This is a genomic window from Marivita sp. (genome assembly GCF_048006345.1).
In the GTDB taxonomy this organism is placed as follows: domain Bacteria; phylum Pseudomonadota; class Alphaproteobacteria; order Rhodobacterales; family Rhodobacteraceae; genus Marivita.
This window is the reverse complement of the sequence record NZ_CP180351.1, coordinates 2,374,251-2,390,429: the sequence shown is the minus strand read 5'-3', so window position 1 is coordinate 2,390,429 and position 16,179 is coordinate 2,374,251. Positions and strand designations below refer to the sequence as shown.

The following is a 16,179-nucleotide window of genomic DNA, read 5'->3' as shown; positions in this document are numbered from 1 at the left end:
GGACTTCTCCGCCATGAGCATTGCCAAACGAGGCCGTCTCTACCACCTTCGCCGCCGCGTCCCGCACCGGTATCGGGGGATCGAGCCGCGCGAAACCGTCTGGATCAGCCTGCACACCGACCCGGAAATGATCGCCCGCAGCAAAGCGGATCGTGCCTGGAGCCAGATGATCGAGGCCTGGGAGGCGCGGCTGGCCGGGAACAGTGCCGATGCCGAGGCGCGCTACGAAGCCGCGCGCGACCTGGCCCGAGCGCGCGGCTTTCGGTACCTAGACGCAGGTTCTGTCGGCAAGCTGCCGGTCGAGGATGTGGTCGAACGCGGCGAGGCGATACCTGCGCCTGCAAACCAGCCCGACCCCGTCGAGGCCGCCGCCCTTCTCGGTACGGTCCCCGAAACCCGCATCACGGTCACCAAGGCGCTGCAACACTATTGGACGCTCGCGAGAGAGAAGACCTTCGGCAAGAGTGAGGACCAGCTGCGCCGCTGGGAAGCGCCCCGCAAAAAGGCAATCCGTAATTTCGTCGCGGTCGTCGGTGACAAGGAGATCGCGAACATCACCCGCGACGACATGCTGGATTTTCGCCAGCAATGGCTCGACCGGATCGAGGCGGGTGAAGTGACGGCAAACTCCGCGAACAAGGACCTGATCCATCTCGGCGACTTGCTCAAGACGGTGAACACGATGAAGCGGTTGGGGCTTTCGCTGCCTTTGGGTGAATTGTCCTTCAAGGAAGGCGAAGCGCGGACCCGTCCGCCCTTCAGCGAAGACTGGATCAAGACGCGGCTGCTCGCGCCGGGCGCGCTGGAAGGGTTGAACGACGAAGCGCGCTGCCTGCTGTTGGGCATGGTGAACACCGGATATCGCCCGTCCGAGGGGACAGCGCTTACTGCAGACACAATCCGGCTCAATCATAACGTGCCGCACATCTCAATCGAACCGATAGGCCGTCAGTTGAAGAGCCAATACGCCCGCCGGGTGATTCCGCTGACAGGCGTCTCGTTGGAAGCCTTCAAGGAATTCCCCGAGGGGTTTCCGCGCTATCGGGACAGCGCCACGTTCAGCGCGATTGTGAACAAGTTCCTCAGAGGCAAAGGGATGTTGGAGACGCCGCGCCACTCCTTCTACTCGTTGCGACATTCCTTTGAAGACCGCATGCTGGCCGCCGGGATCGATGATCGCATTCGCCGCGACCTTTTCGGTCACCGATTGGACCGGGAACGATATGGCAAGGGCGCGTCACTGGAACATGTCGCCGAGCTCGTCGCCCGCATCGCCTTCTGACCCAGCAAGGCCTGTGCCCGGTGCTGCGCTTCTGACAGCCGCTTCTCTTTCTTGACGGCCGCTGCCAGCTCCGCCTCCAACCGCTCGAAGACTGGCGCGAAGGCTGGGTCTTCCGCGACCAGCGTCGCCGCCTTCATGAGTGCAGCCTCGATCCGCGCGGCATCGACCGGTTGCGTCCGGCCGTAACAATTTTTCGGAGGGCGTGCTGATAGCGTCATGCCAATCAGCATGGGGCCGTGCGTTCGGCTTTGGCAGATCACACATCCCGTCCGCGCAAAACGGCTTGCCACAGCGTACAAATCGGAAAGTTGGATTGTCCAACACATCGGCGCTTCAGTATGAATTCGAGTGGCGACACCCGCGCCTCAGAGCGATATTGCAGAGCTTCGAATCATACCGGTCCAGTTGGCTGCGCGGGCACGGTGGTGGCATGATGAGCATGACGCATTGGGCTGTTTGGGCGGGCCGACGGGAGCAACGGAAGGGGATGGCAAGATAAAGCGAGTTCCTCGCTGGCCGGGCCGTTGGCTCTAAGTTGTTGTCTGCACATTGGTTTTTGGGTCTTGGCGTGACCGGTACGCGGATGTCGTGCGGCAGGCTTCGACCCTTCCTTCAATGAATTCAAAGCTCTTTCCTGCAACGCGGCGCCGCAACCGGGACGCACCCTACGCCAGGGCCTGTCTTTGCGCGCCACGCCGCGACGGCCCTCGGACGGCCCTTGATCCGCCCCCACGCACCTCCAATCGTCAGCCCATGACCCGCGACGAGACCGAGTTCCGCATCCGCCCCGGCAAGCTCCGGGTCCACCAACCGAGGTCCCCGCGCGTGCGCCGCAAGCCGCAGGGCTTCCTTGCCCAAGTGCACCAGGCCGTGCGCCGCGCGGGTGGCGATCCGAACAAGTTGGCCGGGAAGGGAAAGGCAAGCGGACGGTACACCGCGCGCGGCCGGGGTGCGAAGGTGGCCGCCGAACTGAAAGGCCGGAACCCGTGGTCGCGCGGTCCCAACGGCAGCCGGACGCGCGCTCGGCGGGTGACGGTGAAGGCACGGATCGTGAAGCTGAACCCGCAGCGGGGCGCGGCGCGCGGGCGATCCTTCGTCAGCGCCAGGGCTGTGGACGCGCATCTGCGCTACCTTGAGCGCGATGGCGTCACGTGCGACGGCGAACGGGGCCAGGTCTATTCCGCGAGTGAAGATGCCGCCGACGGTCGGGACTTCCTCGACCGCAGCCGCGATGACTGGCACCACTTCCGCTTCATCGTCTCCGCCGAGGACAGCGTCGATCTCTCTGACCTGCGCCAAACCACGCGCGATCTGATGGCGCAGATGGAGGCCGATCTGCAGACCAGCCTCGATTGGATCGCAGTCGATCACTACAACACAGGCCATCCGCACAGCCATATCCTCGTCCGTGGCGTGACCGACCAGGGGAAGATCCTGAACATCGCGGGCGACTATGTCGCGCACGGCGTCCGTGAACGGGCAAGCGAGATCGTGACGCTGGAACTGGGCCGCCAAACCGAGCTGGAGGTGACCGATCAACTGCTTCGGGAAGTCGAAGCCGATCGCTTCACGCGGCTCGACCGGATGCTGATTGCCGAACAGGAGGCCGCTAACGAGTTTGCCGACCTGCGCTCGGATCACGACACGCTGCAAGCCATGAAGCGCAACCGCGCGCTGCTGATCGCCCGTGCAAGAAGGCTCGAGAAGATGGGCCTGGTGACGGAAGTGCGGCCCGGCGAATGGCACATCTCCGACCGTGCCGAAGGTGCTTTGCGCGCATTGGGCGAGCGCGAGGACATCATCAAGTCGATGCACCGGGCGCTGAAGGGCAACGACCTCAACGAGGCGCGCGGCATATCCCAACTGGCGGTTCATCGGGACAAGCTGCGCGATCGGATCACCGGCCGGGTGCTGGCGCGCGACCTCGCGGGCGACGGCAATGGCGACCGGGTGCAGCTGGTCATCGACGGCACGGACGGGCGGGTGCACCAGATCGAGCTGCGCGCCGACCGCTGCGACGGCATCGGCCGTGGCGTGATCGTGACTGCCGTGCCGCCACCGACCGAACCGCTCGCCGCCGACCGGAACATCCTCGCCGCAACTGACAGTGGCGGTACCTATCACCCGTCCAGGCACATCGAGATCGCCCGGGCCGAGAAGATCACGCCCGACCCTGAGCGCTTCGTCGCTGCCCATGTGCGCCGCCTCGAGGCCCTGCGTCGCGCCGGGATATTGGAGTGCTGGAGCGAGGATCACTGGAAGGTGCCGCAGGACCTGCCCGAGCGCGGGCTGGCCTATGATCGAAAAGCACACGGCTCTGGCGCCCGTCTGGAGCTGCTTTCCCCCATCGGACTGGACAGGCAGGTCACCCACGACGGTGGAACCTGGCTCGACAAGGAGTTGATGCGAAAGGGCGGCTCCGATCTGCGAGAGGCAGGCTTCGGCCTAGAGATGAAACGCGCCATGGAACGCCGCAAGTCGATCCTCGTCCAACGCGGCGACGCGCAAGACCTCGGCCAGGGCCGCATCCGCGCCCCGCGCGACCTGGTCCATCGGCTGGAGGCCCGCGAAATCGATCGCGTTGGCCGCACCATGGCCGCCGAACGCGGCCGCGACTGGACCCCATCAAACCCGGGAGCCGCTTCGGCGGGGAACTGGTCGGCAACACCCAGCTCCCCAGCGGCCGCTTCGCCATGATCGACAATGGCATGGGCTTCAGCCTCGTCCCTTGGAACGCCGCCTTGGAGCGAAGGATAGGGCAGCAGATCGGCGGCGTCGGGCTGCCGGGCGGAGGCGTGGATTGGGCCTTCGGGCGGAAGCGGGGGTTGGGGCTGTGACCATAGTTCGGATCACCGGTACTCGAAGTGTGAGAATGCTTGCCACTATGGTGCTAAGACTTAAACTTCTTTAGCCATGCCGGCTTGCAGGATTAAATTGATTGATCTTGGCGGTGGCCGTGACGCATGAAATTAGATAACTCCCTTTATTCGTTTGCTAGTCGAAATGCAAAGAGAGCTAGAGATAAGAAGCAGCCGTCATGGATCGCCATACTTCTTTCGAATTGACGACTTCGTCAACGGCGCCATTTCCGATATCTCCGACCACCGGTCCATCAAATTTGGCAACTCGTTCAGGTTATCGCCTTCGCTAATCGCTCCAGATACCCTGAATTCCAGCTCTCGAAGCAACGTACCGTACGCCACTGCCGCGCCTTGATGTTCGGACGCTCGTCCCGAGAAATTGGAGAATGTTTGTATCCCTGCCAATATGCCAACTGCAACGGAAGTTCCGCCGAGAAAGTAGCTCTCAAACTCGCCGAGCATCTCTCCACCGCCAAAAGCAAACCCCAGCGAGATCGTGGAAAGCGCGACAACGACGACACCCAGCCAAGTATGGGTTCTTTGGAGCGACTCGCACGCAGCATAATGGCTATCCCGGTTCACCTTGAGCGGTTCGATTTTGCTAGCTAAGAAAGCTGTTGCCCATTGATTTCCGGCGATCTCTGTATCGCGAATATCGCTCGAAAGCTGAGATTTAGTCTGCTGACCTTTGTTCATCCAAGAGCACCTTCTAACTCAGCGCGCAATCCAATCAGTCTTTTGTCAGACACTTTGAGGGTCCGAGTCTCCGCAATCATGTCCCGAAGACACTCGCTCTGCTCGCCCGAGAGCTGCCCGCCTATTTCAAGGAACTTAAGCACACCTCCAAACGCAATTATGAACAGTGTTGCCCCGCGGTTTGTCCATTGAGATTCGCGAGTATTGGCCTCAACAACATTCTGCCACGCCTCGGTAAAATATTGGTCACGGTTTCTTGAGGATTTCTCCATTGCTTGGAACAAAACCTTGGCCAGTGTAGCCAAAGAGAAAGGATGCACTTCAGCCGAAATAGCTGAGCGAGCATGTTGTATGCTCTCCTCGAGTAGGAGGTTATCGTCCGGTGAACTATAAAAGCGATCTAACTTCAGGAGAGCCAGCTGTTCCCAATATCGAGAGTTCCAATCACACAGAGATTTCAAACCGGCATAATACTCCTCCGCGTAGTCATCAATGTAGTCCTTTACGTTATTATCATAGTCCATCAACCTTCCGAGAAGCTGTGCCTCTGGGGTCTTGTGCTTGATTGTCGTAATATTTACTCTCGGTGCCACGCTCTTTGCCAACTCCAAGAAAGCTTCAAATAGTTTCCGATTTCTATCGCGTCTTGCTAGACCTAGAAAACGATCCCCAACTATAGCCTGCTTGGGAACAACAAAGGAACTACCAATATCCGAGTAAGAAACAGGCAAAGAAGATTGATCTGAAAGCAAGTGCTCCAATGCATCTGGAACGGATACTGTCGAGAGTACACTGCGTCTGACGCCATTTGAATAGCAGAACCTCGCAAGAGCCACGAGCAAGTAGGCAAACTTCTCATCCTCATCACACTCATTGCTTAGGTCTTGCACAATGCGATCAAGCGTCTTGAAGTTGTTCTGAATTCTGCAATTTGCTTCCGCCATTGTGCGACCAACAACTTGCCCAAGGTAAAGGTTCTCCGATATTTCACCAATTGTAGATAGACCATACTCTTCGTTGGCGGCCTTCAGTGCCTTAGCTTCATCTCTAGTAAGCTTAAGTCTATCTTCAATCGTTGGATAATCAAATCCGGTGAAAGCATTCTGGATGTATCTTAATCGGTAGTTTCGCTCAGAGCACACGAAGAGAATATCTGGCTTCTCTATTCTCCCAAGGATTAGTGAAATTGAATTTAGGCAATCCGCGAAATTATCAACGAAAACAAAAACGCGACCAGTAATTTTATTAAATATTTCCGAGGCCTCTCTCGGTTCAAGTTCGAGACCCAAGCCATCCTACCAAAAGACCTCATCTGAACCTCTAGAAAGGTCAAAAGCGAGGCGTTTCAGGAATGCCGTCTTTCCACTTCCAGGTTCATCGACAAGCAATATGAGCTTGAACTGTGGGCTGTCGGCCGCAGTCACTACATCCCGTCTAACGTCAGAAAATGCCTCTCGAGCAATATCCGAGTTGGCGGCGAGCATCGACCAATCCAACTCTGCGCCGAGAAGGAACCGCCCAGGGTTCGGGATTTTTTGAGGATCGTCAGGCGGTCGATGGAAATTAGAAGAGAATCTCAGTCGTTCGGATTCCGGTAAGTCAAGCCCCGACAACCCATCGCTTTCGTTATTGCGCCACGGCATACGAAGGCGGTCATCTATGGCCTCTAGTCTAGAGAAGAAGTCCAGAACTGTTCCCTCAAAAAGGCAGAACTGGTGATTTTCACATAGCATTTCAGTAAGCTTGTTTGGATAAGGCTCAATCAAGACAGATGGCGGGACGTCACCGCGAACAGTCTTTTGACTTCTCTGTTCGAGGTAATACTCAACGTCAATCTCATCAAAAGAAGTACCGGCAACGATGAATGTTTCCGTTCGGATTAATTGGCTAAGCGTCAGCATCCAAGAATTTGGACGAGTCATCGCCTTGGCATACTCGTTTTGACTAAAAACATAACCACTTTGTGTCTGCTCGACCCATCCATGAAGGTGAATTATTGAGGCGCGTTTGTCTGCAAGCAACTCAACAAAGCTATCGTCGAAGTTAAGTGTTTCAATCGATGTAGGAGAAAACTCGTTTGCTTCGATGACAGAGCCAAACGCACTCTCGAAACAGTTGTCAACGTTCAGTGAGTATACTCGCCGCCATGGTTGATTTGCCAAGCGCGTTATTGTTGGACCATTCTCCGTACATGTGTAGTGGTGCGTTATATGTTTCTCAACTTGCTCATCACTCAAAGCGGAGTATGCTTTTTGAAGCGTGGCATTTGAAGGAAGGCTGTTTAACGCGACAAGCTCTTCGCGTAATTTACCTGCGGAGAACATTTCTCCATCAGGGCCTATGGAATCAAGGCTAACTCCGGAACCGACGAACAAGTATACGCGTTGCGCAAGCATGAAGTCGCACAGACGACGTTTTTCAGCTTCATCAATTTCTTCAAATCTAACGACCAACTCTCTGCCTTTCGGAACTAGAATTTGCCACATCAAACCACTCTTGCATGTCAATGCGCAACAGCTTTCAGTCGATGTACGTCCATGGGTGGGCCATAGATGAGCTCGGTCGATCTTGGGTTGGGTCCCTTATCTGCCACCATGTGTTCGACGAAGGAACGATGCAGGTGGTATAGGCCTCGATCTGCTGCACACTTTGCTGCACAATCTGCCACACCCAGCAGTCTTGTATCCAACAAAAACAGCCACTTAAAGTTCTGATATAAAACAACTTTCGGACTTCGTCTTCGCCACTTGACCTGTAACCCACTGGTCAATCTACAGTTTTCCAAGAGCGAAACTGGCAAATCCGGCTCCTGCAACAGAACACTGCTACAGTGGGAGCGCCAAGGATGGGCATTACTCCGTATCTCGTGCTTCGCGGCACGACATATTATTTTCGCATGGCTTTGCTGCGCCACCTCGTCAAAAAGGTTGGTCGGGCAGAGGTCTCGACCTCTCTGAGAACTGTTCATCGCAAGGAGGCGACGCTAAGATGTCGCTATCTAAGCAATTTGTGTTTCGGCGTGCAATTTTGACCCCCCTGATATTCTGTCAAACCGTTCGTTGCGAGGCCGCGAGCGGAGGGAGGTATGATGCGGGTGGATACGATTGCACGGGTCCGGCGGGCCTACTACGTCCAGAAATGGTCTGTGAAGAAGATCGTGCGTGAACTGCACGTGTCGCGGAATACTGTGGGCAAAATTCTGCGAACGGACGAGACCGACTTCAGCTACGAGCGCGAGCGGCAACCGATGCTGCGGTTCGGGCTCTGGCAGGGGCAGCTCGAGCGATTTCTGTCGGCCAATGCAAACAAGCCGTTGCGTGAACGGCTGACCCTGATCCGGATCTTCGAGGAGTTGCGCGGGTTCGGATATGAGGGTGGGTATGATGCCGTTCGCCGGTTTGCGAAGAGCTGGTCGCAGAACCGGGGAGCGGTGACGGCGGAAGCCTATGTGCCGCTCTACTATGCGCCCGGCGAGGCTTAGCAGTTCGACTGGAGCCACGAGATCGTCGTGATCTTGGGTGTTACGGTGACGGTGAAGGTGGCGCATGTCCGGCTTTGCCACAGCCGGATGATGTTTGCCCGGGCCTATATGCGCCAGAGCCAGGAGATGGTGTTCGATGCGCATGACCGGACCTTCGCCTTCTTCAAGGGCACCTGCACGCGGGGTATTTACGATAACATGAAGACGGCGGTGGAGGCTGTCTTCACCGGCAAAGAGCGGCATTACGATCGCAGTTTCTTGCAGATGTGCAGCCATTATCTTGTTCAACCTGTCGCCTGCACACCCGCATCGGGCTGGGAGAAGAGTCAAGTTGAGAACCAGGTCGGGCTGGTGCGGGAACGCTTCTTCACGCCGCGACTGAGGGTCAAAAGTCTGGACGAACTGAACGCCTGGCTATTGGACAAATGCGTGACCTACGCCGAGGCGCACCGCCATCCCGAAGATGCCGGCAAGATGATTTGGGAGATGTTCGAGGTCGAGCGGCCGCAACTCGTGCCCTACGTGGGCCCCTTCGATGGCTTCCACAGCGTGCCTGCTTCGGTATCCAAAACCTGCACGGTGCGCATCGACAACAACAAGTATTCCGTCTTGGCTACGGCAGTCGGACGTCCAGTCGATTTGCATGCCTAAGCTGAGCGCATCGTCACCCGGCAGAATGGCGTGGTGGTCGGAGAGCACGCTCGCGCCTTCGGATGGGGCCAGACGGTCTACGATCCATGGCACTATGTGCCTGTTCTGGCGCGCAAACCGGTGGCTCTACGCAATGGCGCCCCGTTCAAAGATTGGGTGCTTCCGCCTGCAATGGCCACGATCCGGCGCAAGCTGAAGGGCAGCGATGATGGTGATCGGCAGATGGTCCAAATCCTCAGCCGCGTGCCAGATGACGGGCTGCAAGCCGTTGAAGCCGCCTGCCGCGAAGCCGTGGATCAGGGCGTCCATTCCGCGCCGGTCGTCATCCACATCCTTGCGCGACGACGTGACCCGACCCCGCCACCACTTCTACTGACCTCTACCGCGCTGCGCCTGACCCACGAACCCGTGGCCGACTGCGCACGCTACGAGAGCCTCAGGAGGACAAGCCAACATGGAACGCACCCAAATCTTAGACCTGATGGGCAACCTCAAGCTCTACGGGATACGAAGCGCCTATGACGAGGTCATGGCCGCAGGCATCAAACGCCAGCATGAACCGCCCCAGATCGTTGGGGACCTCTTACAGTCCGAGATTGCCGAGAAGCAGGCGCGGTCTATCCGTAACCGGATGATTGTCGCCAAGCTGCCACTGGCCAAGGACATCGAAGAGTTCGACTTTACCGGCACGCCAATCAACGAGGGGCTGGTTCGGGAACTGGCCGTTGGCAGCTTTGTTGCTGACCAGCGCAACGTGGTCCTGATTGACGGCACCGGCACCGGCAAGACCCACCTTGCCATTGCAATTGCCCGTGCGCTCATCCGAAATGGCACCCGAGGTCGGTTCTAAAACGTCGTCGATCTGGTGAACCGGCTGGAGATCTTGACCCATGGCGGCAAGCAAGGACGGCTGGCGGATTACATGACCCGCCTTGACTTCGTCATCCTCGACGAACTCGGCTATCTGCCCTTCGCGCTATCCGGCGGCCAATTGCTGTTCCACCTGATCAGCCGTCTCTACGAACGCACCTCGATCATCGTCACCACCAACCTCGCCTTCGGCGAATGGCCAACCGTGTTCGGTGACGCAAAGATGACCACGGCCCTCCTCGACCGCCTGACCCATCACTGTGAGATCATCGAAACCGGCAACGAGTCCTGGCGCTTCAAAAACCGCGCCTGAACCGCCTCCACTCTGTGATCAGTTCCGTCGGCTCAGACCCTGATCTGGACGGTGCAAACGGGGGTCAATTTTGGACGCCGATAGGGGGTTAGTTTCGCAAGCCGATTGACACTTCTGCAATGCTGTGCGGCATAGTGGCTTTCTGAAATAAACCTGGTCCATGTTAGACGGTCACTGGAGACGTCATGCCGTCTGCACTCTTTGCTGAGGGACCGCCCATGCAAGCCATACTCATGCGCAGATTTCTCGAAGTCTTCCGCCCACTCTACAGGTCCGATCTCCCCCATTCTCGGCCATTTGTCCGGCAGCATTGCACCCGCCGCCTGGCATTCCATGCATGCTACCGGTGCGCCCCAGATGATGATCATGGGAAACGAACCAGTGACCGAAACACAATGGAGCAATGCAGGTGTGCAGTCCCGACATTTTCAACGCAATTCGATCACCAACAAGGACCTGACCGGGTTCCTCATCCTGTTCGAGGGCTTCAACGGAGACCGTGCCTAGGGCGTCATCTGCCCCGAAACTGAAGACGCGATAAACCTAGGGTTCCCGCATTCGCTACAGACCGGCCGCGCCGCCCTGCAGCGAGGGGGCTGATCTCCTGAGGTGCTGAGACTTGGAATGGCACTGGCGCTCGCTGCAAGAACCGACGTTGACAAACCCAAGAGCCGTCTCAGCCGGGTAGACCGACAGCGCCGAAAGAGCTGCGCCGCGACCGCCCCTCGCATCGTTTGGCCGCGCCGGGCAAGGGTCCTTGGTTGCGGATCGTTCGCACGCGTCAAGGGGGGCGATTTCGGTGACAGAGGACGTTTCGGTGCCGCCTGTACGGAGTGCGTTATTTCCCTTCTGCGATCATTCCTCATAAATAGTTAGACTCAGAAAGATCTTTGGTCCAAACTTCAGAGAACAGTGCAAATCCCGCAGCTTATGTGCTGCGAATGCGTATCTGAGGGTCTCGATACGCATTTTTTTGTCCGATGACCTCCCTTTTGCTGCCTGAGGAGTGGGTCATGCCGGACGTACAAATCACCGCCCTAAGTTACCTGTTTTGAACAATGCTCCCGGCATGACATTGGGCGCAATGGCAGCGAGTGCAGGCACTGTTTCGATGATTTCAGCGGGCCTTTGGCCTTATGGGCGTAGCGCCGCAAACTAGCAGCTTTGAATAAATTGGCCGCCACAGACTTATTTGTGTCCGCGGCTTTCTTGAAGGAAATTATAGATGCCAGTGCCATTTTATGTTTGGGGTACCGATTCCGGCGATACAGGTTCGTTCACAAGCAATGCGAACATTGATGGTGGACGCAGGGACGGCATTGCCACAAGCGGTGATGGTGATATTGACGATAACCCGGCTGGGTTGAGTGCCGAGTTGGGGTACACCGGTGTCCCATCCGCAACCGGCATTAACGGGCTGCGTACCCTGACCTTCAGCGATGGGGGCACGGCGGTCTGGGGCGCTGGCAGCGGTGGTGGCTTCGTCATCCCGACAAATGAAATAGCCTACGATGCACTGAACAACTCGACTGCATTTACGGTTACTGGCCAAACCCCAATCAGCTCCGCCGCATACTCCACCTTTTTCGTCCCGACAGCGCCACCGCCACCTCTGCCGCCCGCGAATACCGCTCCCGAGGCGGCGGACGACGTCTTCACGACGACGGAAGACGCGCGGGTGGCCGGCAACCTCCTCGCCCCCAACAGCGATACGGCGGATACGGATGCGGACGGAAACCCGCTCACCGTCGTCTCCATCACCTCCTCCACCGGCGTCGAGCGGGCGGTGAACGAGGCTACCGGCACCGGCCTCTTCATCCTCGCCTCCGGCGCGCATCTGCGTGTCAACGCGGACGGGAGCTTCACCTACGATCCGTTCGGCTTCGGTTTCGGCGGCGCGTCGTCGCTCACGGATTTCGACCGTCTCGATACCGGGGAGATCGGCTTCGAGGCCTTCACCTATGTCGTGTCCGACGGCAATGGCGGCTTCGACGAGGCGACAGTCACGATTACGGTAAACGGCGTCAATGACGCGCCCATTGCCGTCATCGACAGCATCAAAGTGACGGAGGACGACGCGCAAGGCTCGATCAACCTTCTCAACGGCAATATCGGCCCGGATGTGGACCCGGAGGGCGGCCCGCTCGCAATCACGCAGATCAGAGTCGACGGCCAGAGCGTCACGGTCGACCCGCTGACCGGCGGCACGCTCACGCTCGGCTCCGGCGCCTCGATCACAGTGCTGGCGGACGGGACGGCGACCTTCTTCACCAACGGCGCCTTCGAGGATCTCGGCAATCAGCCGGGCCAGCTCGTGCAGCGCAACATCAACTTCACCTACACGGTGGCGGACGAGAACGGCCTTACCGACACAGCGCTCCTCCAGGTCTTTGTCGCCGGCGTCAACGACGCGCCGACCATCACGGCTGGCACCACAACCCTTACAACGACCAACGAGGATACAGCCTCCTCGGCGACGCTTGTCTCTACCTTGCTGACCGACCGCAGTTTTGATGATGTGGATACCGGTAACGCACAAGGCATTGCTGTCATTGGAGTGACTGGCAGCGGCACTTGGCAATCCTCTCCTGATGCGGGTGCGTCAGGATGGACTTCTTTTGGTCCTGGAATTGTTTTCGATATCTTTTCAGCGTATCTGTTTGGACCGACGACATCAATTCAGTACATTCCAAATGGGGTTGACGGAGAGACGGCAACCTTCACTTGGCGCGGTTGGGATCAAACGGAATCCAGCTCTACCATTGATTCCAGAAACACCGGCGGAACTTTTTCGTTGTCGAGCAATACCGCCACGGCGTCCCTCACCGTATCCTCCATTGACGACGAACCGACCCTGACAGCCACAGGCGCAGACCCTGACCATCAGCCGGGTACCGGCTCGGCCCTGTTCAGCGCAGCCATGGCGGACACCATCGAGACTGGGCAAACCTTTGCCTCCCTCACGCTCACAGTGTCCGGTCTGGCCGATGGCGCAGACGAAACTCTTCGCATCGACGGCAGCACAGTGGCTCTGACCGATGGCAGCTTCATCGTCTCACAAACGAACAATCTGGCTGTTTTCGTGTCCGTCAACTTGACAACGGCCACCGTCTTTGCCGCCGGCGGCACGCTGGACATAGCCCAGCTTCAGACGCTGGTGGACGAGATGACCTACAATAACACCTCGGCCACACCGACGCCGGGCAACCGGGTTGTCACGATCACCGAACTTGTCGACAGCGGCTCCAACACCGCGCCGAATGACAACACGGCGACATTGAGCCTTGTCTCCACCGTTTCGGTGGTCGAAGCACCCAGCCTTGTCGTGACCACAACGGCAGATGTGGCCGATCCGTTTGACGGTGAAACATCCCTGCGCGAGGCGGTGGCCTTTGCCAATTCCGACTCCGATGCCAGCGTCATCACCTTCGCCTCCGACGTGGGTGATGCTTTCGAGACAGGGAGAACGATTACACTGTTAAGCCAATTGGAGGCCTTAACGACCGAGCTGACGATTGACGGCGATGTCAACGGCGACGGCATTGCCGATGTCACAATCGACGCAGACGGTACGGGACGCATCTTCGAGATTAATGCAGCCACATCCGATGTCACGCTAGATAGCCTGAACCTGACCGGTGGCGTCGCCAACGAGGGTGGGGCCATCCGTGTCATCACCTCGGGCGCGCAGCTTTTGCTGCGAGACAGCAGTGTCTATGGAAACTCCGCCAGCAACGTGGGAGGGGCCATCAATCTGCAGTCGGGGACAAGCCTGACCGTTGAGCGCAGCACCTTTTCTGACAACGTTGCGGGCACCAGCATCACGAGCGGCGGCGGTGGCGCGATCAATGCCGGAAACGCGACCCTGACCGTCTCCGATAGCACGTTCAACGGAAACTCGGTTGTGGCGGCAGGCTTTTCAGGGGGAGCGCTTCAGATCTCCGGCGGTTCGGGCACATTTTCGATCAGCAACAGCACGTTCTTTGCAAATGAGGCGGATAATGTCGGTGGCGCGATAATTGCGGCAGGCTCTGGAAGCCTGACCAACGTCACAATCACGAACAACACCGCGCCTGGAGGCGGGAGTGTATCAGTTCAGGGAGCAACAATAGACATCGCCAACTCGATCATTGTTGGCAACAATACGGCTGGAACCAGCGACGCCGATTTTCTGACTTTCGTCGCAACGGTCAATGAAACCGGTCCCAACCTGATCGGATCGGATGCGACATACGCCGAGGTTTTTGGAAGCAACACACTCGCCGACAATGGCGGGCCGGTGCAGACAATGGCGCTTCTGGCGGATGCGCGGAACCCGGCGCTCGATGCGGGCGACGATGCGCTGGACGCCGCGGCCGATGCGCGGGGCGAGGCGCGGTTCGATCAGGAAATTGTCTCCAACAACGGTGCAGACGTCTCTGACCTTGGCGCGTACGAGTTACAGGGCGGCATTGTCAACGATCCGCCGAGCCTCGATCTGACACCGGTTCTGTCCGAACTGGCCGAGAACACCGGCGTGCCCGCCCGCCTGAAGGTGGCGGATTTGGCGATCATCGAGGATGACGTACCGGGCACGAACGTTCTGAGCCTGACTGGCGCGGACGCGGATTTGTTTGAATTAGATGGGACGGAGCTTTTCTTGAAGGCCGGTGCCGTGCTGGACTTCGAGACCAACTCTGTTCTGGACGTGGTCGTTTCCGTCAGTGACAGCACTTTGGGCTCGAGCTCCGGCGCGGCTTTGAGCGTCGCAGTGACGGATGTCAATGAGGCACCTGAGTTGTTGTTGGATCAGCTGGTCGACACTGTTCCTTCAGGCGTGTCGGGTCCCGAACGCAACGAAGTTGCCACTGTTGGCGTTCAGGACGATGGTACGGGCTCCAATCTGCTAAGTCTTGCCGGTGCGGACGCAGCGGCCTTCGAACTCGAAGATGGGGTGCTCTATCTCAAGCCCGGGTTTGTGCTGTCCTCGACGCGGTCTGCTATCGATGTTCAGGTCAATGTGGATGATCCGGATCTCGGGTCAGGTCCGGAAGACAGCGTGATGCTGTCCTTTGACGTGATCGACACCACAAGAATAGGGAGTGACACCGATGATCTCCTGATTGGCACCCCGATCTCGGACACGCTCTCCGGTCTTGGCGGCAACGACACCATGGTTGGCCTTCAGAGTGACGACATCCTCGATGGGGGCAGGGGATCGGACGTCGCGGTGTTCACCGGCCCGGCCGGAAACTACACCATCGCCTTGACCCCAGACGGTGTGATCGTCACAGACAGGCGTGAGGGCGGCGACGGGTCGGACCTTTTGATCGACGTGGAAGCGATCCGGTTCGGACCTGATCCGGCAGGGGTGTCCGATGACGGGGCCGAATTCGACCTCGACAGCTATTCTGGTGTCGTAGGTCTGACTGCAGATCAGTTGGAGACGATCACGCAGTTCTATGTGGGCTTGTTCGATCGCAACCCAGATGCGTTCGGCCTGTTCTTCTGGTCCACGCAACTGGCCAATGGTGTCGCCGAGGCAGCGATCGCACTGGCCTTTATCGACAGCCCGGAGGCGATCGCTCTCTACGGTTCGGCGCCGGGCAACTCCGAGATCGTGGAGACGGCCTATCAGAACTTCTTCGAACGGGAAATCGATTTAGCCGGTCAGGTCTTTTGGACGAACCTGCTAAACCTCGGAGTCATTACAGTTCCGGAGTTCTTTACCCTACTGGACGACGGTGCTTCGGCCCTGACTGGCTCTGTAACAGATGCTCAGACCTTGCAGGACCAGGTGGACGTCGGTCTCTACTTTGCGGCGATCAACGGCCTGTCCGACGTGTCCGATGCCACAACCACACTCGCGCTCTACGACACTGCGAACCGGGAAGCGAGCTTGCAAGAGGCACAAGACGAGATCGACGTTTTGGCCTCTGCCGCTGGCGCGTCGGGAAGCGGAGAGTTCCTCATCCAGCTTACGGGGGTTATCGACGATCCGTTTGTCTGATATGCTGTTGGATACCACTTTCAGCGCATTGACACC

At 58.2% G+C, this 16,179-nt stretch carries 7 protein-coding genes and 3 pseudogenes; 7 read left to right on the top strand and 3 right to left on the bottom strand.

The genetic code is table 11. From position 1 onward, the window contains the following. The first annotated feature begins 13 nt into the window (after positions 1-13). Both ACMVPR_RS11710 and ACMVPR_RS11705 read left to right on the top strand, forming a co-directional pair. On the top strand, positions 14-1,282 hold the full coding sequence (locus ACMVPR_RS11710; protein ID WP_416883029.1) for a tyrosine-type recombinase/integrase: 1,269 nt from the start codon (positions 14-16) through the stop codon (positions 1,280-1,282). 615 nt (positions 1,283-1,897) lie between these two features. Next, positions 1,898-4,119, top strand: a pseudogene (locus tag ACMVPR_RS11705) (DUF3363 domain-containing protein). A 198-nt stretch (positions 4,120-4,317) separates the two neighbouring features. Here the strand turns inward: ACMVPR_RS11705 and ACMVPR_RS11700 are convergent. From ACMVPR_RS11700 to ACMVPR_RS11690, 3 genes are read right to left on the bottom strand one after another with little or no spacing between them, the layout of a single operon-like run. Beyond that, complete coding sequence (locus ACMVPR_RS11700; RefSeq protein WP_416883028.1) at positions 4,318-4,839, bottom strand: SLATT domain-containing protein; 522 nt, start codon at positions 4,837-4,839, stop codon at positions 4,318-4,320. Beyond that, on the bottom strand, positions 4,836-6,128 hold the full coding sequence (locus tag ACMVPR_RS11695) for a hypothetical protein (protein WP_416883027.1): 1,293 nt from the start codon (positions 6,126-6,128) through the stop codon (positions 4,836-4,838). The genes ACMVPR_RS11700 and ACMVPR_RS11695 overlap by 4 nt, the downstream gene beginning before the upstream one ends. A 6-nt stretch (positions 6,129-6,134) precedes the next feature. Beyond that, positions 6,135-7,325, bottom strand: a complete 1,191-nt coding sequence (locus tag ACMVPR_RS11690) for an SIR2 family protein (protein WP_416883026.1) — start codon at positions 7,323-7,325, stop codon at positions 6,135-6,137. A gap of 359 nt (positions 7,326-7,684) precedes the next feature. Between ACMVPR_RS11690 and ACMVPR_RS11685 the strand changes: the two genes are divergently transcribed. The 5 genes and pseudogenes from ACMVPR_RS11685 (at position 7,685) to ACMVPR_RS11665 (ending at position 16,143) form a co-directional block, all read left to right on the top strand. Continuing rightward, positions 7,685-7,870, top strand: a complete 186-nt coding sequence (locus ACMVPR_RS11685; protein WP_416883025.1) for a DUF6538 domain-containing protein — start codon at positions 7,685-7,687, stop codon at positions 7,868-7,870. Positions 7,871-7,924: 54 nt separating this feature from the next. After that, a pseudogene (istA, locus tag ACMVPR_RS11680) lies at positions 7,925-9,493 on the top strand (IS21 family transposase). Continuing rightward, a pseudogene (gene istB / locus ACMVPR_RS11675) lies at positions 9,426-10,154 on the top strand (IS21-like element helper ATPase IstB). The pseudogenes istA and istB overlap by 68 nt, the downstream one beginning before the upstream one ends. Before the next feature lie 366 nt (positions 10,155-10,520). Continuing rightward, positions 10,521-10,661, top strand: coding sequence for a hypothetical protein (locus ACMVPR_RS11670; RefSeq protein WP_416883024.1), 141 nt, complete (start codon positions 10,521-10,523; stop codon positions 10,659-10,661). Between the two features lie 718 nt (positions 10,662-11,379). Beyond that, complete coding sequence (locus ACMVPR_RS11665) at positions 11,380-16,143, top strand: Ig-like domain-containing protein (protein ID WP_416883023.1); 4,764 nt, start codon at positions 11,380-11,382, stop codon at positions 16,141-16,143. Positions 16,144-16,179 lie beyond the last annotated feature (36 nt).